This window comes from Smaragdicoccus niigatensis DSM 44881 = NBRC 103563 (genome assembly GCF_000380645.1).
GTDB classification, from domain to species: domain Bacteria; phylum Actinomycetota; class Actinomycetes; order Mycobacteriales; family Mycobacteriaceae; genus Smaragdicoccus; species Smaragdicoccus niigatensis.
The window spans coordinates 319,229-341,399 of sequence record NZ_AQXZ01000019.1; the positions used below are offsets into that span (position 1 = coordinate 319,229).

Genomic DNA, 22,171 nt, shown 5'->3' on the forward strand with positions numbered 1-22,171 from the left:
TCGACGCGCAGTTCCGGAGGTCTACATGGGATTTGGCGAACACGCCGAAGCTGCCGCTCGCGCCGGCGCAACCCGACAGGAAGCGGCCGAGGCGATCGGGGTGACCTTCCTCATGAAGGGTGGAACTGCCACCATTTATGGACCGCGGGCGTTCGACGCGTTCTGTGAATTCGAATCCGCCAACTCTGCCGGCGAAGACCCGGCCTAGGAAGGACCGCTCATGTGCAGCCCAATCCCCTGCCGGACCTGCGGTAAGACGACCTGGACCGGGTGCGGTCAGCATGTCGATGCAGTGAAGGCGTCAGTTGCCAGCGACCAGTGGTGCGAAGGTCACGCCGAGGCGTCGCCCGGAATCTTCTCGCGTATCTTCGGTCGCTGACAGCACGTACATTCGTGGGCATGCGTACAAAGGGCACAAATCGGGCGTTGGTAGTGGTATTCGCAGCGCTGCTCCTGGCGGGCTGCGAACAGCTGAATGACGCCGCGAACACCTGGGACAAGGCGAGTCTGTGCGTCAAGGCCCTGAAAGCGGCTGATTTCGTACCGAACCTCGACGATCCGGCCCAGACGGCACGTGACGCCGCGACCGCCTCGCAGGAGCTCTCTGCTCTGGCGGACAAAGCGCAGGATGCCACGCTTCGCGATGCCCTCACGACGATGTCGGACAAGGTCGGCGGCCTGAACACCGCCGACCTCACCGCCAGCCAGATGCAGGCATTCATCGATCAGAAGGTCGACCTATATCAGTCGCTGAGCTCGGCCTGCCAGTAGCGCTACAGCTTCGGCAGGATCAGGCGCAGCGAGTAGGTGTTCTCGTCGAAGTTCACCTCGACGGTTCCGACGGCGACGACGTAGGCACCCGTTCCGCCGGAGATGGCGGCGGTCGCGGTGATCTCGCCGGGATCGTCGTGTTCGGTCGTCAGGATTTCCACCGTGCCGTCGCTCAGGCGGAATGCGCCATCGCACTCGATTTCGTCGTCCATGACTGGAGTGCAGGTCCGGACGTATTCGCCCGTCCGATCGCCGGTGACCTTCGAATTACGCACTTCCACGAGATTTCCGTTGGGGTGGTTCGCGGGAATTCCGGGCGCTGGATACGACACCCGGACGTCCGGCTTTCCGCCTTTGAGGTTGATCGTCTGCGTCGTGAAGGCGCTCTCACTTCGAAAGAAGGCAGCGGCGCCGAGCGCGGTTCCCGCCAGACCCAAAATCATCGCAATCGCGACGACAATTTCATGACGGCCTCCCGGGGTGCGATGGCGCCGACATTAGCCAGAGTCCCACCGGGGAATGCACCGGGCGGTTGATCTCTGCCCATGGAGCAGGCACGTCAAACGTAGATTTTCTCCGCACAGCCATTACGGTGTTGCGTATGTCTGAGACCGGCTTCGGTGACTTCGAATTCGAGCGGAAGTTTTTCGTCCACGAACTTCCTTCCGTCGTCGAGGCTGACCCGACACCGGCGTTGATCGTCCAGGCCTATTTCTTCGCCAAGGACGGATACGCGGTCCGCATGCGGGTTCAAGGCCCCGCCCCTGCGGGCGTCGACGCGGACCCGGGCAGCCTCATCGACGCCCTCGGCGACAACGCGTTGGGAACAATGGCCGCGAAAGGGCCGGCTATCGGCGGAACCCGTTACGAGGCCGAGCGTGAATTGGATCCGCTGGTCGCGGGCCAGATCGTTCGCCGCGCGGACCACGTCGTCGCCAAAATTCGCTACTCGCTGTGGCTCGGTGAGGACGGCTGGATCCTCGACCGCTTCCTCGGTGGCAACGCACCGCTCGTCGTCGCGGAAGTCGAACGCGGCGGGCCCGTGGTCGACCTGATGATCCCCGAGTTCTGCGCGACCGAATTGTCCGACGACCCGCGATTCAAGAACGAGCATCTCGCGTACGAGCCATTCGGAACGTGGGCCGAAGCGTACCGTCGCGAACTCGCGCTGGTCGGACCGCAGTTCCTGCACTCACTCGGCCAGAACCGCCTCGGACCTGCTTAGCGCTTGCGGCTGATCCGAATATCCGGCCACGGCGGCCGGCGGATCATCGCGATCGTCCCCAACGTCGCGGCGACCAAGCCCACCGTCTCACCGAGCATCGCAATCCGCGTCGCGTCGATGACCGGGCTCCACTCGACGTGGCCATCTCGAATCACGAAAACGCCGAGCGCACGCGGCCCCGGGCGAAACCGGCCTCCGTACCTGGTGACGCGGATGATCGTTGAGCCGTCGGAGGTTTCGTACGGCTCGCTGTAGACCGTCGATTCGGTTTCGCGCGGACCGACGAGCTTCGGCCGGGGACGGGGCTCCAGATTCATGGGCTTCTCCGAATCAGTCGTGCGAGCTAGTGGCGATCCAGTTGAGGTAGGCATTGCCCCGCGGTGAAAGCTCATAGCCGACCTCGTGGCTGATGGTCAGGCCCAGTGCCTTCAGCTTGCGGATGTCGATCTTCATCGGCAGGAGTTCGACTTGGCGCAGGGCCGCCAATTCCTTCGAGACCACGCGCGGATTGGCGCGAATCCACTCCAAAATCTCGCGCGTCCACGGCCCGGATTCCCGCGCGTCGAGCCGTGCGAGCTTCGCCTCCAGCTGCACCAGCTCAGCGTCACTAGGCATCGTCTGCCGCAGTTCGATCCGCTCGTCCTCACCCACCCACGCGACATCGATGCGGAAGATCTTGTCGCCGCCTTTGCCTCCACGCGCGGTCGGCGTGCGGTTCGCGGCCTTCCGGAGCGCGGTCTTGAGCGCCTCGGCATTCTTCATTCCCGCAGCTCGCGCGGCACGATCGCTGATCTTCTCGATATCGCGGACCTGGGTGACCTTGGTGAATTGGATCAAGCCCGCCGCCGTCAGCTGGGTGCCACCGACCTTCACGCGTGGCACATCCCATCGCCGAAACTGCGCGGTGACGCGACCCTCCCGAATCGCCTCCGCGATCGGCTTGGAAATCAGCACAAGACCAAAGTTACCGTCGAGGGTAGGACCACAGCCACTGGAATAGATCGCACGAGAGCTCCGGGTCGCTAATTCGCGTGCCGCCGTAGAACTCGAGTCCCTCTGGCGCGTTCGGCCGAATCGGCGCGATGAGATCCGGGTGGGCTGGTGCGATGCCGACTACTTCGTGGATGACGTAGCTCTCCGTCGCCGGAAGAAACCGTTCGAAATAGTCCTCAGAAAAGAAGATCGCCACCTCGGAGGAGAACATGTCCGGAGTGCTGATGACCACGGCCACGCGGCAGTCCGGTGGCCTCAGTTCGGAGTTCTCCAGCACCTCCGCCGTCAGAAATGCCTCGTTGATGCAGGCACGCCGAATGCTGTTGGTCGTGAATCGAGACTCTAGAAGCCGCGCATACGCAGGGACTTTGAAGTTGTAGTAGTCCCGACCGTCAAGCCATTCGGGTCCTGGAAACCAATCCTCGATCTCGGCGTGCCAACGCCGGAGGGTGCGCATGTGCCGGGCTTTGTTGCGCAGCTTCTTGTCCGGCCGCCACGGTCCCGGGTCGATCCGCCTCATCGTTCACTCACAGGATTCAGCGTGGCGAGCTGGCGGGACGGCTGTCAAAGTTGCGATCCCGCGAAACGGCGAAAGCCCGGAAGATGGCTCTCATCTTCCGGGCTTCCGTTTCGGTTTCAGGTGGGTGACCACCTAAACAGAGGTCACCTCATCAGTCCTGAAAATAACCATTTCTCAGACCACCTCCCTTCCTGTCGACGTTGGCGAAACTACGCCCGCGGGGAAGGGCCTCGCAACGGATTTTCGTCCGGGCGAAATCGGACCAGCCAAAGGAGTGGGCCCGATGTCCCCCAATCGGGGGAACGCACGTTCCACCTCTCGAGCGACAGATCAGCGGACGCGCCGGAAGTGCTTCCAGCGGGACTCTTAAGTCACACCGAAAACGCTGCTAGTCAAGGAGTCCCGAAATGAACACGAGCACCAACCGCCGTCGCACCGTCGCTCTTGTTGGCACCGCAGCCGTACTCGCCGGTCTCGGCGGAGCCGCGTTCGGACTTGCTATCCACGAAGCCCAGAAGCCGGCCGCTACCGCACCCATCCAGACGATCGCAGTGCACAAGACGACGACCCCGGCGAGCCCGATCACACCGGTCATCCACACGACGCCGGTGACTCCCACCAAGCCCGTCACCCCCACCCAGCCGGTTCACCCGGTCATCCCCGACTACTCCGGGATGATCAAGATGACCATCACGAACAACACCGACGCGACGCTGCACCTCGATGGTTCGGACAACCCCTACGGCGACTGGATCGTTTCGCCGCAGTCGGAGTTGGCTCCCGGCGCATCGGAGACCGTGAGCGCCTCGACCTGGAACCAGAAGGGATTCGGCGTCGATGTCACCTACGACGCCGACAACGGCTCATCGGTCGTCTTCATGGCGAACAACTACGCCGGCCAGACCGACACGAGCGGCACACGAGTGGACGGTTCGAACACCAGCCACTGGGTCGTCCAGGCAACCGTCGACCAGGGCGCACCGGACATGACGGCCAGCTACACGGTCATGCCGGGTCTGCTCTGACGTCACGCACGTTATGTCGGCATTCGGATCTTCCGGATGCCGACATACGATTGCTCCCAACGCCGCGGCGGACACTGAGGTCCAGGACCCCGGACCTGCCATTCGACACCCGGAGATCTCATTGAACCGGACATTCATCGTGCCAACCCCGAACGTGGTCAGCGAGATCATCGACGGCGAGCTCATCGTTCTCGATCTCGTAGCCGGTCGCTATCACGCGACGGACGGGGTCGGCGCGGTGATCTGGCGTCTCGTGACTGATGGCGTCGACGAGGCCAGCGCCATCGCCGCCCTTACCGAGCAATGGCCGAGTGAACCCGTCGCAGAATCTGTTCGAGCGTTTCTCGACACTCTCGTCGAGGGCGGATTGCTCATTCCGGCAACGTATTCCGAAGGCGCGCCCCAGTCGGTCAGCCTCGCGGAGACGCCTTGGTCGGTTCCGCAATTGAACTCCTACGACGATCTCGCCGACATGATCCAGCTCGACCCCATCCACGACGTCGCCGATAGCGGCTGGCCCACCGCCAACCCGACTCGCACGTGACGGTCAGCTTGGACCACATGCGGCAGCCACTCACGATCAGCGTTCTGGTCACGTGCCACAACCGCGGCGAGCTACTGCCGCACGCGCTTCGCAGTATTGCGGAGCAGGATGTGAACGGAATCGCGGTCACTCGGGTGGTTCTCGTGGACGACGGTTCCGACGTCGCTCCAGACCAGATCGCACGCGAGATCATCCCGGGCATCGACATTCGCACCCACCGCGAGCGACGTGGAATCGCTGCCGCGCGGAACACCGCGTGGCAGGGAGTCACCACCGACGCTCTGGCGTTCCTCGATTCCGACGACGTCTGGACCGTCGACAGTTTGTCGAAACGAGCCGCGCCCCTGCTCGCGGACCCCTCCATTGACGTTGTCTTCGGTGGGGTTCAAGGCCTCGAAGGCTCCATGTCTTCGGTGGGTCGCCTGCCCGGAACGATGCTCATTCGTACCGGTGCACAACGCCTGGTCGGCGACTTCGACGAGTCGCTCGAGGTCGGAGAAATGATCGATTGGACGGCGCGCGCGCACGATTCCGGCGTGCGATTCACGAGCATTTACGATGTCGTTCTTCTCCGTCGTTCCCACGACTCGAACACCACCCGGCGCCCGGACGTTCTCGTGCGCGACTTCCTGCGCATTGCCCGCGCTGCCCATGCGAGGCGCGCATGATGACCGAGCGTCGACCGATCGCTCACCGCCAGCGTGGTGGGCCCGATGACCTGCGCCACTACATTCCCGACGAAGCGACTCGCCTGACGCTGCGGGCGGCTGTCGGTCCCGAGGAATCTGCGCAAACAGACCTGACGACGTGGGAACGAACGGTCGATCTGAACTCCGGACTCGATGCTGGAATGTTCCGCCTCCTCCCCCTCATCGCCGAACGTATCGAGCGCCTCGGCTTGCAGGGCGACCATTCCGGCCGGATCGCCGGGACGGCGAAGATGTCGTGGGTCCGGAATCAGCGGCAACTCTTCGGCGGGCGGGCGGCGATAGATGCGCTGAGCCGCGGCGATCTGCGAGTCACGCTGCTCAAGGGTGCGGCACTGACGACGCTGGATCGCTTGCCGGGTACCCGAACGCGACCGATGGCTGACGTCGATCTGCTCGTCGACGCAGTGCGCGGACCTGCGGCTCTCCAACTCCTCACGGACGCCGGCTGGGTTCCGGACCCCGACGTCCGGATGTCCTTCCTGCCCTGGCGTCACAGCATCGGAATGACGCTCCCCGGTTCGCCCGCAATCGTCGACCTGCATTGGCGGATAACGAACTTCCCAGTTCCCAGCCGGTGGGAAAAGTGGCTGCGTGCCGGGACCACGACCTCGACGATGGTTGGTGCGCCGGTGCACGTTCCCGCACCAGATCGCCTTCTCGCGCACGCGATCCAACATGGTGCGCAGTCCAACGCCGAATCGCCGATTCGGTGGGCGGCGGATGTTCACCTGCTGGCGTCCTACTACGGCGATGGCATCGACTGGGAAGCCATCGCCGCGTTCGCCACGGCGATTCGTATGTCGCGCCGCTTCTTCGCGTGCCTGTCCTGGCTCAGTGAATACCTAGACACCCCGATTCCCGCGGAGACTCTTGCCGCACTCGGCCGCCGCACCTCCCTGCTGGAACGGATGGAAGTCCGGAACGACAAGAGCCGCAATGGTTTCCCTCGACGGGCCGGTGAGTTCGCGTCCGTGTGGTGGCGCGCTGATCCCAACCTGGCCTGGTCGGCCGCCTTGGGCACCGAACCGCACTTCATCCGGGACAAGTGGGGTGTGAGCAAGCGCCGGGAACTACTTCATGCCGCGCGGCGCCGAGTTGCTGGGATTGCCGATGACTGAGCGCCCGGACACCTCCGCGATCACGCGCATTCTCTGGCGTGGACTGCGGTCTCGTCGTCGATTCGTGCTGACCGCGGCCCTCCTCGCCATCGTTCTCGCCGTTCTCGCGGTCGCCACGATGCTCGTCATCCACGGGGTCTTCGCGACGGCGCTCCCCGAGCACAACACACCGGCAGTTGTCCTCCTGTGCGGTGGAGCCATCGGACTGCGATTCGTCGCCGCCGCCGCGTCGTTCCTGCAGCGACGCACGGCGGCCGTGATCGCGCGCGGGGTGGGCGCAGATCTTCGGCGCGACCTGGTCACCCAGATCATGCATCAGCCGTCGGAAACCTGGATCGAACACGACCATCGTTGGGTCAGCGCTCGGTTCGTGCACGGCACCGAACGAATCGACAATCTGCTGTACCGCGTTTTCTCCGCGATGGTCCCGGCGGCCTGCGCCGGCCTGATCATCGGCGCTGGCCTCGTCTGGCTCAATTGGCAGCTCACGGTGGCCGGGATACTGATCTCGCCCCTCGCTGTCGTCACGCAACGAATTGCACAGAAACGTTCGGCAGTGGACACCGCCGAATTCCAGCAGGCGTTCGAAGACGTCGCTCGCGACTCCGCCTTCCTGTTCTCCCACCACGCGCTGACCCGGCACCGCGGATACGAACAGCAAGAGATCAATCGCATCGGGTCGACGATCGACACGCTGTCGTCACGCGCGATCGCCATGACCAGCGGGTTTGCTCGGGTCGCGGCATCGCAGGCCTTCATGACCTCGGTCATCGCACTCATTCTGATGGCGACGGGAAGCATCCTGGTCATCGAGGGAACCACCTCAGCGGCAAGCGTTCTCGCGTTTTACACCGGCGCCGTACTGCTCGCGGGAACGGTCACTCAAGCCGGCAGCGCATTCCCGGAGATCGCGTCCGGACTCGAGTCGATCCGGCGCCTGAGCGAGCCGCCCTTCGACGGACAACCCACGGCGGAGCCGACCGGCGAGCTGTGCGAAAAGCTCCTGCCGCTTCAGCTATCCAGGGTCGATATCGGTCATGACGACGTGCTGATCAGCGGCGTCGACCTCCAGGTCAGCGCGGGGAATCACGTGGTGCTCCGCGGTGCCAACGGTTCCGGGAAGACGACCCTCCTCGAAACGATCCTGGGTCTGCGACCACCACTCAAGGGGTTGGTCTCTGCTGCCGGGCGTCGGTTCGACGACCTCGACCCCTCGTCGATCCGCCGTCGCGTGGGCTATGTCGCGCAACGACCGCTTCTGTTCCATGGCTCGATAGCGGACAACCTCCGCTACGGCCGACCCGGCGCGAGCATCGACGAGCTGAGCAGCGCGCTCGACGTGGTCCTCGCAGACCGCTGGATTTCGGAATTGCCGGAGGGGATCGACACCGTCATCGGCGATGCGGGTAGCCGACTCTCGGGTGGTCAAGCCCAGCAGCTGGCGATCGCGCGTGGCTTGATCGGCGGTCCCGAGATGCTGGTGCTGGACGAACCCGGCAACCACCTTGCCCAGGGTCTTCTGCCGGAGATCCTCGATCGAATCGCGGCGGCGCACCCCGCGATGGCGATCGTCACGGCAACGCACGACGCCGACGTCATCTCCAGCGCTGATGAGCATCTTCTCGAAGCCGGCAGCCTTGTCGATCTGAGTCGCTCGTGAATCCGGCTGTCTCCGAACAAGATTTCCACTCGCAGGTGCACGCGGCCGCGCGGGAGGCGATCGCAGCGTCGAGTCGGCGGTCCTGTGACCTGGTGATTGCCGGATGCCCGATCCGACTGGAGTTCGCCGGCGATGCGCTCGCAGAGCAGTTCCTCCCGGCGCTCGCGTTGCATGTGGTCGACGAGCCGGCGCCGAACGCAGTGGTCGTGACGGTGTGGGATTCGGCGAGCACGGGCGTGTCCATGCCGCCGCCCGTGCGCGGGACTCGGTTCACGTCGCGGGGCGAGATCGACGGCTTCGAGACCAAGCACCTGCGGAGCGCGTTCCATTGGAGCGAGCATTCCGTCTCCGTGCTCGATCTGGACCAAGGAGTCGGCAGTTACTGGGTCTCCAACCCTTCTGACCTGCCATATTGGGCGCGCTCATCACCGATGCGCACCATGATCGGCTGGATTCTCCGACGCGACGGACGGCATCTCGTGCATGGCGCTGCGGTCGGTGCCGACGGTCGAGCGGCACTGCTCGTCGGTCGAGGTGGCGCGGGCAAATCGACCACATCCGTGCGGGCCGCGGCCGCTGGCTTCCGGTTTCTCGGCGACGACTATGTCGCAATCTCGTCCGATCCGCCCACGGTTCACCACGTCTACGCGACCGCGAAACTGACGCCGGACACCACGATCGGTGACTTCGCACGGAGTCACTCGCCAGGCGATGAGAAGGCAACGTTGCAGATGCCATCCGTGCTGGTCGAGCGGTCGATGCCGTTGTCCGCGATCGCCTCGGTGCGGATCACGGGTACCAGGGATTCGGAGGTCGAAGCGACGACCCGCGAAGGCGTGCGGGCCGCCGCTTTGAACTCGACCTTGGAACAGATTCCGCACCCGGACGGACTCGAGGATGCGGTCGATGCCTTGCTCGACCGCATTCCGAGCGGTCAGCTCGGGATCGGCGCCGATTCGGTGCAGCTTCTCAGTGCTCTCCGATCGATCCTCGATGATCCCGCCCAACTGCAGATGAACAAACCATCCGACCGCCCGATGATCAGCGTCATCATCCCGGTTCACGATGGCGCCGCGTTTATCGCCGATGCGGTCGCGTCCATTCGGGCTCAGGGCTATCCGCGGGTGGAGATCATCGTCGTGGACGACGGTTCCACCGACGAGTTGGACATCGTCGCCCCCGACGTCGTCGTAGTGCGCCAAGAACAGCGCGGACCAGCATCGGCACGCAACGCCGGGATCGCGGCGGCCGCGGGAAGCCTCGTCGCCTTCCTCGATGTCGACGACGTCTGGCCGGCGGGCCGCCTCGAAGCCTTGGTGCAGGAGTTGACGTCCTCGGACGCCGATGTCGTCATCGGCCATGCGCAGATGTCGAGGCTCAACCCGGACGGAACCTGGCAGCCGTTCGGCGTCCCGGAGGCTTCGTTCCCGTGGTACATCGGGGCGGCTGTCTACCGCCGGGAAGTGTTCGACGCCATCGGCGGATTCGACGAAGACATGCGATTCGCCGAGGACATCGACTGGTTCGCGCGCCTGCAAGCCGGTGGAGCGAAGTTGACGCGCCTACCGATCGCGACGCTCGAAGTACGCCGGCACGGCGCCAACATGACCGAAGGTCGCGACCACGTCGAACTGCATGTGGTGCGCGCCGTGAAGAAGGCACTCGATCGCAAACGGATGATGGAACGCCGATGACCCGAATCGTCGTCACGGGCGCCGCGGGAAATCTCGGCAGCCGAATGTCCGCGGCGCTTCGCGGCCGGCACGAGTTGACCCTGATCGACATCGCGCCATCAGACGGCTGCCACCGCGGAGATCTTCGCGAAAGTGGCTCGTGGACTGACCTTTTCGCGGGTCACGACGTCATCATCCATCTCGCCGGGGACGCACGTCCCGACGCCGGATGGCCCGAGGTTCTGACGTCGAACGTGGCCGCGACGATGAACGTTTATGAGGCGGCGGCCGACCACAACGTCAGCCGCGTGGTGCTCGCAAGTTCGGTCTGGGCCGCGCGCGGAGCCTGGACCGGCGGACCGATTCCCGCCGATATCGCCGCTCCTGGATCGAACGCGTACGGTGCGTCAAAGGTCTTCTGCGAGCAGATCGCGAAGTGGTTCTGGGAGTCGCGTGGAATTGATTCGATCGCGCTCCGCATCGGCGGCTGCCCTCCCGGCGATGCTCGGCCGATCCGCCAAGATCCGTGGGAAGACAGCTGCTGGCTCAGCCCGTCCGACGCCGTTGCCGCGCTGACCCGCGCGACGTTGGCACCGTGGACGGGCTTCCATGTCGTGCCGGTGACCTCGGCGAATCCGGCTGGCGTGTGGGATCTTTCGCGAGCTCGGGAGATTCTCGGTTATGTCCCTCGGGATGCCTGGAACCCAGACCGGGGCCTCGTTGCACGGGTCGTCCGGCGGATTGTCAAACCTCTTCGGTCTTCGGCTCCCGCATCCGCTCGATGAGCCCAGGCACGACGGACACGACCAATGCGCAGATGATGACGGCGATCAGCGCCGTCGTCGGATTCGGGAACACAGCAGTTCCCGCGATTCCGATCGAGGCGTAGACCGCCGACCACAGGACCGCCGCGGCGACGTTCGCGCTGGCGAAACGCACCAACGGATAGCCGCCCAACGCTGCCGCGAGCAGCACCGGAATTCGTCCGCCAGGTATCAACCGCGACAACAAGAGCGCGCGAACCTCGCTGCGTTCGAGTCGCTCTCGAACCAACTGAAGGGCCCGGGTCGGGTCGGCCGCGCGGAGCCAGCCCATCCGCTGAGCGAGGGTCACTCCGGCACCGCGAAGTGCCGCATAGGTGACAACGTCGCCGACGTACGCTCCGGCGGCCCCGAACCCGATGACGACGAGAACGTCGAGCGGCATTTCGGCGCCGGCGAGCACAGCCGCGCCACTGACGAGCGCACCCGTCGGGACGACCGGGACAATCGCGCCGAACGCCACCAAGCCGAACAGTGTCAACAACCCGACCCAGCCGAAAGAGTTCATAGCTCAACCGTTTCGCCGAATTCGGGAACGATGACGCTGGTGCCCGCGCCAGCCATCTCGTTGCGGAATCGGATAGCCGGTGCCAAGAACAACCGTTCGTGATTGGACCGCATCAGGTACTCCAGGCCAACCGGCCAGAAGGTGCCGTAGTGCACGGGAACGGCGTAGCGGGCACCAACCTCGCGCAGGGCAGCTGCGGCCTGAGACGGATTCAGATGATGTACGCCCAGTGTCGGGCCCCATCCTCCGATCGGCACGAGTGCGAGGTCGACGGCTTCGACTGCCGAGAAGTCCTGCACTCCCGTATCGCCGGGGTACCAGCAGGACCGGCCCGCTGCGGCGAACCGGAACCCGAGTGCGGGAGCCCGATGGGCACGCGGATGCGGCAGGCGACGACCGTCGTGGCGGGCCGGCAGAACCTCGATCTTCACTTCGCCGATCTCGATCGTCTCCCCCGGTTCGGCCTCGATCAGGTGCATCCCCTCGAGTCCACCGATCGCCGATGCGGTGCCTTTCGGGACGACGATCGGGGTTGCCGAACCGAATTGTCGGAGCGTAGGCACGTGCAGATGGTCGAGGTGCAGGTGCGAAATGAGAACCAGATCTGCGGTCAGTGCCTCCGGCGGCGGAGGCGGTGCAGCACGACGAAGATGGAACAGTCGGGTCGCCGCGAGCGGATCCGTCACGACGGCCATCGACCCCAGACGCACGGTCGTGAAGGAGTGTCCCCACCAGCAAACGGTTGACATTGATCAGACCTTCGCCGGGGTCGAGTCGACGTCGGGCTCGCGGAGTCCCTGCTTCTCGAGATGGTTCACGAGCAGTCGGTAGATGTCCGTTCCGGAGAGCAGGATGTCGTCGACCTCCCAGTCCGACGGGTGCACGAAAAGTGCCTCGGTCTGCCACCCGCCGAGTCCGCCATGCGATCCGACGAGCTCCTCGAAAGCCGCGACCTCACCGAGGTTCGGGTCGTACCGGCCCAGAATGATGACGTCCCCGACATTTGCGCAGCCGTCGAGTTGAAGCAGGTCCGCGGGCGCGAGGTAGCCGTACGGCAGCAGCGGGTCCGCGCCCTCGCCGTACCTGGCACCTTCCTCGGTGAGCTCCCGCCAGCCGCGGCCGTTCTCGACGAACAAGGTGCCATTCGCCGTGCGCGTGACGATCGCTCCGACGTGCTCGAGCGATCGAAGACCAGGCAGTAATCCAGGTGCGACCGCCTCGACCTCTTCGCGTTTGAGCCGGCCTGGATAGTCGGCGAAGTACACGTTGGCGAGACTGCCGGAGACCGCGACCTCGATGTTCGCCGTCTGCGTCCCCTCCGCGTCCGACTCGGAGCCCGCTCGTTGGATGGTGCGCCGCAGCGGTGCCGGCGTCAGGTTCTCACTCAACCGAAGTCGCTGCACGGAACCGAACGACTCATCGGTGTCCCGGATACCGGCGACATCGGCGTCGACGAACTCGCGAACCGCGTCGAGGATAGTTCGACCTTCGAGCTGCAAGAACGTCGCGCCTTGGGTTTGCCCATGGTCGGAGAGGATGACGATCTCATAGTCCCGGCCCACCTCTTCGGCGAGATCGTGGAAGAACTTCAGCACCCGATCGAGGCCCTCGAGAGTGCGCATCGACTCCGGCCGCGTCGGGCCGGCATGGTGCGCGAGTTCGTCGTAGTCGAGCAGATCGACGTAGATGACGGGAGCTCCGCGGGCCATCTGATCAGCGACGATCGACACCGAGAGATCTTTCAGGATCACCGTCGTCAGTCCACGCAATACGAGGAAAGCTCCGCTGCGGCTCACGCGCGGAACCACTCCCCTCCGACGCTGGCGGCGGGCTTGGTACCACTCGGTGATGACCTGTCCGGCAAAGAGCACGAAAGATCGCACGAAGCCGGCTCGCGCGGCGGCATAGCCGGCGGCACCGGGTTCGTTGCCGGGCTGTTCGATCTTGCCCATCGTCAACGCCCGAAACGGCGCATCGCCGGTGAAGACATTCGAGATGCTCGCACCCCCCGCGGCCAGCAAACCCTTGCCGTCACTGAGCCGCTCTTCGATCAGCCTGGCATCGGTGGGGCGGTTGGCGACGAGCATCCGGCCGTGCTCTTTGTCGAACCACCGGAACGACGGAATGAACACGTCCTTTCCGTGGAGCAGCCGTGCCTGACCGGCAGGGGTCGTCGACGGGAGCCCGGTGTGCCACGACCGAAGGGTGTGGCTGCCCGACCGGAGGAGACTGCTCAGAAACGGGATCGCTCCGCTCGCGGCCGCATACCGGATCAGCGGCTGCGCGACTCCGTCGAGTTGCACGACCAGCAGGCCGGGGCCGGTGACTTTCGTCCGCCGAGACACGCGAATCGCGCGGCGCATGATCTGCGAAAAGAACACCTCCTCTGTGCTGGCGTCGACCATCCAGTTGAGCAGCGAGGCGAAGATCGTGACGATCCATGCCATCGCGATGACCTCCGGCAGCGCGATCGGCTCGATCGACGGCACGAGTGCCAATGCGATCGACAGGATCAGTGCCTGCGTGAGGAAACCGGACATCAGCAGTCCGACCGCGCCCGTCAACACGGTCAGCTTGACCAGCAATGGTCGAAGCAAAGCTCCGACCAGCAGGATCGTGACGACGAGCGTCATCACCGCAGTGAACTTCCGTTCCGGAACCTGCGTCCCTGGAACGAGCTGCAGCGTCAGCGCGAGGGAGGTGAACGCGATCGCGAAGGATCGCAAGACTCCGGCAAGCCAGGACCAGGACGGTCGGATCGCGCGGACAGCGCGGCGCGCAACGGCAGCTTGCCGCCGGGTCGCGCCGCGGTCCTCCATCGTCGTCGCTAAGCCTGCGTGGGGATCTGGATGCCTTCGGACGGCTGCACGATGACGAAGCCGACACCGCTAAATCCGACCTGAAGTGCTTCGCCCGAGCCGCGCCCGATGAGTGCGCCCGCCTTGAAGCTCGTCTTCAGATTGGTCTGAAGGTGAGCCGACCACGCAACGATCGCGTTCGTGTCGGCGAAGGTCGGTGCCTCGGCGGCGTTGAGAACGACCGGCGGACCATCCGTGGTGATGGCGACCCAGCCACTGCCTCGAAGAGTCGTGTTGAACAGACCGCCGGTCATCATGCTGCCGCCCTTGACACGCTCGATGTTCCAGTTCAGACCGGCGGAGAACGCGAGCACGTTCGAGCCGCTGATGGAAATTCCGGAGTTCTGCAGGTGCAGGAGGTGCACATCCTTGCCGAGGTCCGCGAGGAAGACGTCACCCTGCCCCTGGCATCGCATGAGCGACAGACCTTCACCGGTGAGCGCCTTCTTGATGAATCGCGAAGCACCGCCACCCTCGTACGCAAAGTCGACGTTGCCTTGGTACGCCACCATCGATCCCTGGCGAGCCATGAACGGCTCTCCCAGGCGGACGCGAAGCATCTTCGAGTTCTGCTTTGCGATCGCCTGATCTTCCTTCTCACTGAAGCGACCGTCGACGAGTTCGCCCGTGATTCCGGCGAACGCCTCCGCCGGAGTTGCCGGCTGGGCCTGTTGAACCGGCTGGGCGTGCTGCACCGGCTGGGCCTGTTGTTCGGGCTGGGCCGGCTGCTGTACGGGCTGCTGCTGCATCTGGGGCGGCGGACCCTGAAGAGGCGCCTGGAAGGTCTGGCCCTGATGGGCGACGTGGTCAGTCCAGTTCTGCCCGTCCCACCAGCGGAATTCGAAGCGCCCGCTCGGATCGGGCCGCCATTCGCCGTTCATCAGTTTCCCCTCATCGGTCATCTCAAAAAGCGCTCTGTTGTCCGTTTTTACCCTAGGCGCCTGTGCATAGTCCGTCGTCCGTTGTCGGGACTGAAGATCTTGTCCAAGGGACTTTCGGCCCTAGGCGACCCCATCGGGTCACAGCGACAGTTATCGAAACGTTGCGCCAGGTGTGCCGGCAGAAAGACAGGAGTCATTTGATGAACCAAGCACTTGTTTCGCAGGCAGACGTGGAGCAGCTCAAGGGGCATGTGCGGTTGGTTCGGCAAGGCACGGCGAGCGCCGTCGCGGCCGCCATGGCGGCCTTTCACCCCGGGAATGGACGCCCTTCGGCGGCCCTCGCCGTCGACGTCAGCGACGATGTCGCCGCTGTCTGCCGGTACTGCGGCAACATCGCGGAGATCCTTCTCGAACACGCGAGCACCCCTCAGCGCAGTGAGATCCTCGATGCCCTCGACAGCGTTCGCGAACTGTCCGACATCACCTTGCGGGCAAAGCAGCTCGCTCAGATCGCCGAGCGTTTCGACGGCGTGACTGCCGCGCACCCATCGCTCTCCCGGGCACTACGCGACCTTGCCCGACGTGTCGACGGAGTCGGCAGCACTGGAGCGGGTCACACGAATCACCAAGCCAGCTGACCTTCGGATGGAACCAAACGCGGTTCCGCACCGTCCAACCGCTATGTGACGGAGTTTCGTATTCATTCCGACGGCGTAGCGACGCTTGGCTCGCGCGCCGAACAGCTCGCTGCTGATCTCGAGAACGCGCTGTCGTTGGCGAACCGCGAGGTGTCGGGCCTCGCTTCCAGCTGGACTGGTGAAGCAGGAGCCGCCTATCTCCGCGGATGGGAAGAGATGCACGACGGCGGCCTGCGTATCTTCACCGCTCTGCGGAGTTTGGCTGGATCACTGGGCGTGACTTCAGCTGAGTTCGATGGCCGCGATCAGTCCACCTCTTCGAGCATTCTGAGTCTGACCTGATGGCCGCGTTTCGCGTGGACCTCGCGCATCTGGATCACATCACTTCGCAGCTTGCCGGCCTCGTCGACTACATCGAGGCAAGCCTCGCCGAACTGGATCAGGCTGTTGCCGCCGCTGATTGGACCGGCGATGCCGCAGCGTCCTTCACCACAGCTCATCGCGAATGGACTTTGGGCGCAAGGGAGCTCAACCACGGAATCACCGCGATGCAGCAGGCCGCCACGCGCGCTCACCAGAGCTACAGTTCGGCGACCGCGACGAACCTGGCGAATCTGGGAAGGGCGTGACTCTCGCGGTAGAGCCGCAGACCTTCTATGACGCGGGACGGAAGTGCTTCGCGCTCGCCGAGGATCTGCACAAGGCTGCCAGCCAAGCGCATCAGGCTTTGTCTGCGACCGGAACCATGTCCGGCTCGTATGACTCCGGGCTTGTCTGGGGCGGTTCCTACGACAAGGCCGCGGGCGATGCCCTGCAGACGGCGGCGGCCTTGGTCGACGCGCTGCACAACTACGGCGGCGTACTGACGCAATCGGGTTTCAACTACGCCAGCGCCGAGTACGACGCAACGATCAATGGCGGTAGTCAGCCCCAGATGCCGTCGACGCCGGCTGCCCCGAAAGCGCTTCCGACGACTCTTCCGTCCGCGACGGGTGGCCATAGCGACGGATTGATCGACAAGATCATCGGGCTTGCTGCTGCCATCGGAGTCGATGTTCCAAACGGGGACACCGACAAACTGGGCGATGCGGGTGGTGGTTGGCGCGGGCTGGCGGGCCTCAATATCGAGGTCGCAGAAATCGCGCGGACCTTGGCGTCCGTCGAAGCGCCCGAAGTCGACTACATCAATGACGACATCGACGAGCTATCGAGCGCGATCGATGAGCTCCTGGGGTCCTGCAAGGACCTCGAGCAAGGCTGCGTCGACTATCAGACGGCTACCCATGAGATTCGGGAGACGATCACCGGCTTCGTCGAGGACCTGGCCATCGAGATCGGCACCGACATCGCCATCTCGGTGATGTCGTCGTTCATCAGTTTGGGTGTGGGTGCCGGAATTGGGATCGCCAAGGCAGGCCTCGCGGTCGTGAAGTCAGGTCACTTGATTGCCGCGGCGATCGGCGGATGGAAGACCGAGAAGCGGATCGCTGAGGGTCTCAAGGACGTTCGGGAAGTCAAGCGGGCCAAGGAGACTGCGGAGCGGCTTAAGGAGCTGGGGAAGGATGGGAGAAAGGGTGCAGACGCGGAGAGGCCGAGGATTGATGGGGCTCCTTCGACAGTCAAGGAGCTACCTCGTCTCGAGGCGACGAAGTTCCGGGACACAGATAAGTTGGAGGACCACTTCCAACGGCATGGGGACGACTTCGGAGCCAAGTCGGAGGAAGAGTACGTTCAAACAGCTCAGGACTTCTTGCGCGATGCGCAGACCCACCACTTCGCAGCAAAGATCAACTCACAGGGCCGAATTCGAATATATGACCCGAACACCAATACGTTCGCGATCTTCGACTCCGATGGAACAATCGTGACAATTTACAAGCCAACGTCACCGACCTACTGGGACCGCAACTCTCCGGGGTGGGGCACTGACGTTGTTTGGAGCGGACAGCCATGACAACACGGGAGGTCGCACGATGACTCGGTACATGTGCCCGGTTTGTGGTTACGAAGATCTGAGCGAGCCAGCCTACGATGCTGAGGGACTCGGCAATTACGTCATCTGCCCCAGTTGCGGTTACGAGTTCGGCGTGACCGACGACGATGAGGGCATCACGACCGAAGAGTGGCGGATCCGCTGGATTGAGTCCGGGATGAAGTGGTGGTCAAAGCGCGACAAGCCCGCCAACTGGGACCCCGTCTCTCAACTAACGCGAGTCCAGCCGCCACCTACCTGAATCGGTTACCAGTATGCCTTTCGCCACCATTCCTTTTCCTGGCCAGCTACTCGCCGCAAGGGCACGGCGGGCCTTCCGCGCGCTGGCCGATCGAGGACGAGAAGTGGCACCAACGTACATGTGCCCTGTGTGCGGTTGCGACGGCCTGGACGAGCCTCCCTACGACGCAGAGGGACTAGGCAATTACGACATCTGTCCGAGCTGCGGCTACGAGTACGGCGTGACCGACGACGACATGGGCTTCACCCACGAGGAATGGCGGCAACGGTGGATAGACGGCGGGATGCGCTGGCGACACGACAGCAAGCCTTCCAACTGGGACCCTGTCGCCCAACTCTCCCGCGTCCAACCCAAGCCTTGACTCACAGCCCAAAAATCAACGTCTGAACCGCCGCATTCCCAGCCATACTTCCCGTTGCGACGGCGGCCGCCACCTGCGGCATCGGTGCGCCGATGTCACCCGCCGCGAAGACACCGGGCACGTTGGTCATTGCACGCGTATCGGCGGCGACCGGGTTCAGTGACGCGGGCGATGGGTCCGCGAAGGTGACTCCGAGTTGTTCCGCGAGATCCGACCGCTGACTCAAAGGCGCTGGCACCAAGATCCCCTTGCGCCGCAACGTCGATCCGTCCTCGAAGACCACTCCTTCCAGCTCTCCCCCGACGACCGAAAGCCGGGCCACCCGCCGTGTGTCGGCGCCGGGAATCTCAGACGGCTCGCCGTTCGTCAGCAACACGACGTCGTCACTCCAGTTCGACAGCAATTGCACGCGATGCTCGGCCATCGGCCCGCCGTCGAGCACCGCGAGCGGTTGATCCTGCACTTCCCAGCCATGGCAGAACGGACAGTGGAACACCGACCGCCCCCAGAGTTCGGCAACGCCAGGGATGTCCGGGTACGTGTAGTCCATGCCGGCCGCGAGCACGATCCGCCGGGCGCGCACAGTGTCGCCGGTGTCGAGCGTCAACGTGAAGTCGTCGGCCTTGCCGGACGCGGCGACAACGGTGCCGATTTCGACGTCCACCGAGTACTTGCGCAATTCATCGCGCCCGCTGGCGTACAACTCCGCAGGCGGTCGGCCGTCATGGCCGAGCAGTCCGCCGATGCCATGTGCCGGCAAATTGCTTTGGCGGCCCCTATCGATGACGAGGGTCGATCGTCGCGCGCGCCCCAGCACGAGCGCTGCACTGAGCCCCGCTGCGCCTCCGCCGACAACGACAACGTCCCACAATCGATCGGTCATGTCTCCACGGTGACTAACGCCGACGACCGTGGCAAGGCCCGAACTACTCGGCCAGCAACTTCTTCTGGACCTTTCCCATCGCGTTGCGTGGCAAAGCGTCCACGATCCGCACCTCGCGTGGACGCTTGTGTCGCGACAAGTCAGCCGCCGTGTGCTCGATCAATGCCGCAGGCGAGACCGCTTCGCGTAGAACGACATACGCCACGATCCGCTGACCGAGATCGTCATCGGGGAACCCGACGACGGCGGCTTCACTGACCGCGGGATGCCCCAGCAGCGAGGTCTCGATCTCGCCGGCCCCAACCCGATAACCACCGGTTTTGATCAGATCCGTCGACTCCCGGCCCACGATCCGATGGAATCCACCGGCATCGACCGCGGCCACGTCGCCGGTCTTGAACCACCCGTCCGACGTCCACGACTCCGCGTCCGCGTCCGGCCTGCCGAGATAGCCGTCGAACAGCGTCGCACCGCGCACCTGCAGGCCACCGATCGATTCGCCGTCGTGCGGCACGGCTGCCCCGGCATCATCGACGAGTCGCGTCTCGACGCCCTTGATCGGAAGCCCGACCCAGCCCGGTCTCCGTTCGCCGTCCGCACGAGCCGAGACGGTGATCATCGTTTCGCTCATCCCATAGCGTTCGACGGGCAGATGGCCGGTCAGCGCCGACAGTTGCTCAAAGACCGGGACCGGCAGCGCCGCGCTGCCTGACACGAGCAACCGAGCGCGCCGGAGTTCTTCGGCTGCGCTCGGCGAGTTCGCGATACGAGTCCAGACGGTCGGAACACCGAAGTACATCGACCCCTGGGCCGCGGCATACGCCTCGGGCGTCGGGCGGCCCGTGTGGATGAGCCGACCACCCACGCGCAGCGGTCCGAGCACCCCCAAGATCAGCCCGTGCACATGAAAGAGCGGCAGTCCGTGCACGAGAACGTCGCTGCGCGTCCACTGCCACGCGTCAGCCAAACCATCGAGACCAGCAGCAATCGCCCGCCTACTCAGAGGGACACCCTTCGGCCGTCCGGTCGTACCCGAGGTATAGAGCACGAACGCGATGTGTGCCGGATCCGGCTCACGGTAGGTGTGCCACGACCGCGCATAGCGACGCACGGGAATGCTCGGAAGTTCGCTGGACGCAGCCGCCGGCCCCAGCCACGCTTGAGCCCCCGAGTCGCGAAGCACGTAGTCGACTTCGGCCGGACCACTGTCCGGCGGGACCGGAACAACGGTGACTCCCGCGATCAGACAGCCGATGACTCCGACGACGGTCGTCCACGTCGGCTCCGCCAGAATCGCGACGCGATCGGCACCGGCAATCCGGTCCGCGACGGCCGTTGCGGCGCCCACCAGATCTTCTCCGCTGAGGTCGACGCCGTCGACGGTCACCGCGACCGGAAGCGCCCGGTCGATCCTAAGCAGCACCCCTACCGCCTCGGCGCCCAGTCGATTTGACCTTCGCCGCGGAGCACTGGGCGCTTGGTCTCGGCCAACTCCTCGAGGAGTGTCACGGCAAGACGAGGCCCGTCGTAGTTGCTGAGCCGGTCAGCAATCTTCTCCACATTCGTGCTGATGTCGCCATCTGTCAGTGCAGTCTGCACGGCGTCGCGGATTGCCTTCGTGGTCGGTCGATTCGTCTTGAGGTTGACCCCGACGCCGGAGAAAGCGATTCGGTTGCCCACCTCCGGCTTGTCCTCGGTAGTACCTCCACACACGACCGGAACGCCGTGCGACAGCGCGAACATGACTCCGCCATAGCCACCGTTGGTCACCAGCACCGCAGCCTTCGACATGATCTTGTCGAAGGGCACGAACGTCGTCGCCCGAGCGTTCGCGGGGAGCTCACCGGACAGCAGGTCTGGATCGACCGTCGCGACAACGAGAACGTCCAGGTCGGACAGCGCATCCAACGCCGGGATGATCAGTTCATCGATACCAGTGGCGACCGTCCCCTGCGTGACGATGACGACCGGCTTCACCGAGTGCATCACTTCGTCCCACCACTGCGGCAATTCCACGTCAGCGGACAGGGTCGGGAGCAAGGGGCCGACAAAGTGCACACTCGCGGGCAGGTCGTTGCGTGGATATTCGAGCCCCGGCACCGACGGCTGGAGGTGCAGCATCGGCGAGGCGAACATCGAAAACGGCTCCGGCTTCAGTCCGACCTCGGCGCGGATCTTGTTCATCACCTTGTTGACCGACCGGAAGACGAGGTTCTGCGCAACGAATGTCAGCGCCTTGTTCTTCCACCGGCCCAGCGGCGAATAGTCCGGCAGCTGGCCAAGACCGAAGGGCGGTACGTCAGCGCTCGGCAATCCGAGGACGGAGATGTTGAAGACCGCCCACGAATCCAGCTCGCCGAGCTCGTACATCAATTTCGCGCCTGCGAACCCGGGATCGGACACGACCGTCGCCGGGAACCTGCTCAAAATCTCGCGCAGGTCCGAGATTTGCCCGGGCACCGGCTCGATGAAGATCTTCCGGAAATCGAACTTGATCTGGCTGATCCCCTTGAGCGCACCCCGACCGGGAAACGCCTCGTCGTAGTCCCGGTCGTCATAGTCGGGGGCGGCGGTCATCGGCTCGAATTTCGCGCCGGCAGCATCCACCTTCGACTCGAACTTCTGTCCGGTGTAGAACCGCACCTCGTGACCACGATCGACGAGTTCGCGCGCCAGCACGAGGCCCGGATTCACATGCCCGGTGATCGGGTGCGCACAAAGTAGGAAGCTGGCCACGGTTGTTCCTCG

Annotated in this window: 26 protein-coding genes and 1 pseudogene; 16 read left to right on the forward strand and 11 right to left on the reverse strand. The window is 64.4% G+C overall.

Features of this window, described 5'->3' with window-relative positions:
* Positions 1–40: 40 nt before the first annotated feature.
* The 3 genes and pseudogenes from F600_RS32745 to F600_RS0122735 form a co-directional block, all read left to right on the forward strand.
* A pseudogene (locus tag F600_RS32745) lies at positions 41–208 on the forward strand (carboxymuconolactone decarboxylase family protein); the annotation flags it as partial.
* Between the two features lie 12 nt (positions 209–220).
* Positions 221–379: a hypothetical protein gene (locus F600_RS32060; protein ID WP_169518420.1), complete on the forward strand. Its 159-nt coding sequence runs from the start codon at positions 221–223 to the stop codon at positions 377–379.
* Positions 380–399: 20 nt separating this feature from the next.
* A complete protein-coding gene (locus F600_RS0122735; RefSeq protein WP_156024778.1) occupies positions 400–771 on the forward strand; it encodes a hypothetical protein in 372 nt (123 codons plus the stop codon).
* 2 nt (positions 772–773) lie between these two features.
* On the opposite strand, the gene F600_RS0122740 is transcribed toward F600_RS0122735, so the two are convergent.
* Entirely contained in the window at positions 774–1,214 is a 441-nt protein-coding gene (locus F600_RS0122740) for a hypothetical protein (RefSeq protein ID WP_018162965.1), read from the reverse strand.
* A 158-nt stretch (positions 1,215–1,372) separates the two neighbouring features.
* On the opposite strand from F600_RS0122740, the gene F600_RS0122745 reads away from it, so the two are divergent.
* Entirely contained in the window at positions 1,373–1,996 is a 624-nt protein-coding gene (locus F600_RS0122745) for a CYTH domain-containing protein (RefSeq protein ID WP_018162966.1), read from the forward strand.
* On the opposite strand, the gene F600_RS0122750 is transcribed toward F600_RS0122745, so the two are convergent.
* Genes F600_RS0122750 through F600_RS0122760 form a run of 3 tightly spaced genes read right to left on the reverse strand, consistent with a single transcriptional unit; the run spans position 1,993 to position 3,509 of the window.
* Entirely contained in the window at positions 1,993–2,313 is a 321-nt protein-coding gene (locus F600_RS0122750; RefSeq protein ID WP_018162967.1) for a hypothetical protein, read from the reverse strand. The genes F600_RS0122745 and F600_RS0122750 overlap by 4 nt on opposite strands.
* A gap of 13 nt (positions 2,314–2,326) precedes the next feature.
* A complete protein-coding gene (locus F600_RS0122755) occupies positions 2,327–2,950 on the reverse strand; it encodes an ASCH domain-containing protein (RefSeq protein WP_018162968.1) in 624 nt (207 codons plus the stop codon).
* Positions 2,951–2,960: 10 nt separating this feature from the next.
* Positions 2,961–3,509, reverse strand: coding sequence for a DUF3916 domain-containing protein (locus tag F600_RS0122760; protein ID WP_018162969.1), 549 nt, complete (start codon positions 3,507–3,509; stop codon positions 2,961–2,963).
* Between the two features lie 407 nt (positions 3,510–3,916).
* Between F600_RS0122760 and F600_RS30795 the strand changes: the two genes are divergently transcribed.
* The 7 genes from F600_RS30795 to F600_RS30800 all read left to right on the forward strand — a co-directional run bounded on the left by F600_RS30795 (position 3,917) and on the right by F600_RS30800 (position 11,024).
* Positions 3,917–4,534 carry a hypothetical protein gene (locus F600_RS30795; RefSeq protein WP_018162970.1) on the forward strand — a complete coding sequence of 206 codons (618 nt, stop codon included), beginning with the start codon at positions 3,917–3,919 and terminating at the stop codon, positions 4,532–4,534.
* Between the two features lie 139 nt (positions 4,535–4,673).
* Complete coding sequence (locus F600_RS29430) at positions 4,674–5,078, forward strand: PqqD family protein (RefSeq protein ID WP_162141463.1); 405 nt, start codon at positions 4,674–4,676, stop codon at positions 5,076–5,078.
* A gap of 17 nt (positions 5,079–5,095) precedes the next feature.
* The gene (locus tag F600_RS0122775) at positions 5,096–5,746 is read left to right on the forward strand and encodes a glycosyltransferase family A protein (RefSeq protein ID WP_156024779.1); all 651 of its coding nucleotides are present in this window, start codon (positions 5,096–5,098) and stop codon (positions 5,744–5,746) included.
* On the forward strand, positions 5,746–6,906 hold the full coding sequence (locus F600_RS0122780; protein WP_018162973.1) for a nucleotidyltransferase family protein: 1,161 nt from the start codon (positions 5,746–5,748) through the stop codon (positions 6,904–6,906). The genes F600_RS0122775 and F600_RS0122780 overlap by 1 nt, the downstream gene beginning before the upstream one ends.
* Positions 6,899–8,566 (forward strand): ABC transporter ATP-binding protein, encoded by a 1,668-nt coding sequence (locus F600_RS0122785; RefSeq protein WP_162141464.1) that lies wholly within the window; start codon positions 6,899–6,901, stop codon positions 8,564–8,566. The genes F600_RS0122780 and F600_RS0122785 overlap by 8 nt, the downstream gene beginning before the upstream one ends.
* Positions 8,563–10,260 carry a glycosyltransferase gene (locus F600_RS0122790; protein WP_018162975.1) on the forward strand — a complete coding sequence of 566 codons (1,698 nt, stop codon included), beginning with the start codon at positions 8,563–8,565 and terminating at the stop codon, positions 10,258–10,260. The genes F600_RS0122785 and F600_RS0122790 overlap by 4 nt, the downstream gene beginning before the upstream one ends.
* Positions 10,257–11,024, forward strand: coding sequence for an NAD-dependent epimerase/dehydratase family protein (locus F600_RS30800; RefSeq protein ID WP_018162976.1), 768 nt, complete (start codon positions 10,257–10,259; stop codon positions 11,022–11,024). Before F600_RS0122790 ends, F600_RS30800 begins: the two co-directional genes overlap by 4 nt.
* Here the strand turns inward: F600_RS30800 and F600_RS29440 are convergent.
* Genes F600_RS29440 through F600_RS0122815 form a run of 4 tightly spaced genes read right to left on the reverse strand, consistent with a single transcriptional unit; the run spans position 10,984 to position 15,307 of the window.
* Positions 10,984–11,568, reverse strand: a complete 585-nt coding sequence (locus tag F600_RS29440) for a DedA family protein (RefSeq protein ID WP_018162977.1) — start codon at positions 11,566–11,568, stop codon at positions 10,984–10,986. The genes F600_RS30800 and F600_RS29440 overlap by 41 nt on opposite strands.
* Complete coding sequence (locus F600_RS0122805; protein WP_018162978.1) at positions 11,565–12,317, reverse strand: MBL fold metallo-hydrolase; 753 nt, start codon at positions 12,315–12,317, stop codon at positions 11,565–11,567. Before F600_RS0122805 ends, F600_RS29440 begins: the two co-directional genes overlap by 4 nt.
* 3 nt (positions 12,318–12,320) lie before the next feature.
* Positions 12,321–14,387, reverse strand: a complete 2,067-nt coding sequence (locus tag F600_RS29445; RefSeq protein ID WP_018162979.1) for a phage holin family protein — start codon at positions 14,385–14,387, stop codon at positions 12,321–12,323.
* Positions 14,388–14,395: 8 nt separating this feature from the next.
* Entirely contained in the window at positions 14,396–15,307 is a 912-nt protein-coding gene (locus F600_RS0122815) for an AIM24 family protein (protein ID WP_040632415.1), read from the reverse strand.
* A gap of 200 nt (positions 15,308–15,507) precedes the next feature.
* Here F600_RS0122815 and F600_RS0122820 point away from each other — a divergent pair, with 200 nt between their 5' ends.
* The 5 genes from F600_RS0122820 to F600_RS32485 all read left to right on the forward strand — a co-directional run bounded on the left by F600_RS0122820 (position 15,508) and on the right by F600_RS32485 (position 18,179).
* Entirely contained in the window at positions 15,508–15,945 is a 438-nt protein-coding gene (locus F600_RS0122820) for a hypothetical protein (RefSeq protein WP_156024780.1), read from the forward strand.
* Positions 15,946–15,990: 45 nt separating this feature from the next.
* A complete protein-coding gene (locus tag F600_RS29450) occupies positions 15,991–16,287 on the forward strand; it encodes a WXG100 family type VII secretion target (protein WP_018162982.1) in 297 nt (98 codons plus the stop codon).
* A complete protein-coding gene (locus F600_RS29455; protein ID WP_018162983.1) occupies positions 16,287–16,574 on the forward strand; it encodes a WXG100 family type VII secretion target in 288 nt (95 codons plus the stop codon). The genes F600_RS29450 and F600_RS29455 overlap by 1 nt, the downstream gene beginning before the upstream one ends.
* Positions 16,571–17,899 (forward strand): hypothetical protein, encoded by a 1,329-nt coding sequence (locus F600_RS0122835; RefSeq protein WP_018162984.1) that lies wholly within the window; start codon positions 16,571–16,573, stop codon positions 17,897–17,899. Before F600_RS29455 ends, F600_RS0122835 begins: the two co-directional genes overlap by 4 nt.
* A 133-nt stretch (positions 17,900–18,032) precedes the next feature.
* Positions 18,033–18,179, forward strand: a complete 147-nt coding sequence (locus F600_RS32485; RefSeq protein WP_245541609.1) for a hypothetical protein — start codon at positions 18,033–18,035, stop codon at positions 18,177–18,179.
* A 362-nt stretch (positions 18,180–18,541) separates the two neighbouring features.
* On the opposite strand, the gene F600_RS0122850 is transcribed toward F600_RS32485, so the two are convergent.
* From F600_RS0122850 to F600_RS29460, 3 genes are read right to left on the reverse strand one after another with little or no spacing between them, the layout of a single operon-like run.
* Positions 18,542–19,423, reverse strand: coding sequence for an NAD(P)/FAD-dependent oxidoreductase (locus F600_RS0122850; protein ID WP_018162987.1), 882 nt, complete (start codon positions 19,421–19,423; stop codon positions 18,542–18,544).
* Positions 19,424–19,466: 43 nt separating this feature from the next.
* Positions 19,467–20,846 (reverse strand): acyl-CoA synthetase, encoded by a 1,380-nt coding sequence (locus F600_RS0122855; protein WP_018162988.1) that lies wholly within the window; start codon positions 20,844–20,846, stop codon positions 19,467–19,469.
* A 2-nt stretch (positions 20,847–20,848) separates the two neighbouring features.
* Complete coding sequence (locus F600_RS29460) at positions 20,849–22,159, reverse strand: glycosyltransferase (protein WP_018162989.1); 1,311 nt, start codon at positions 22,157–22,159, stop codon at positions 20,849–20,851.
* Positions 22,160–22,171: the final 12 nt, after the last annotated feature.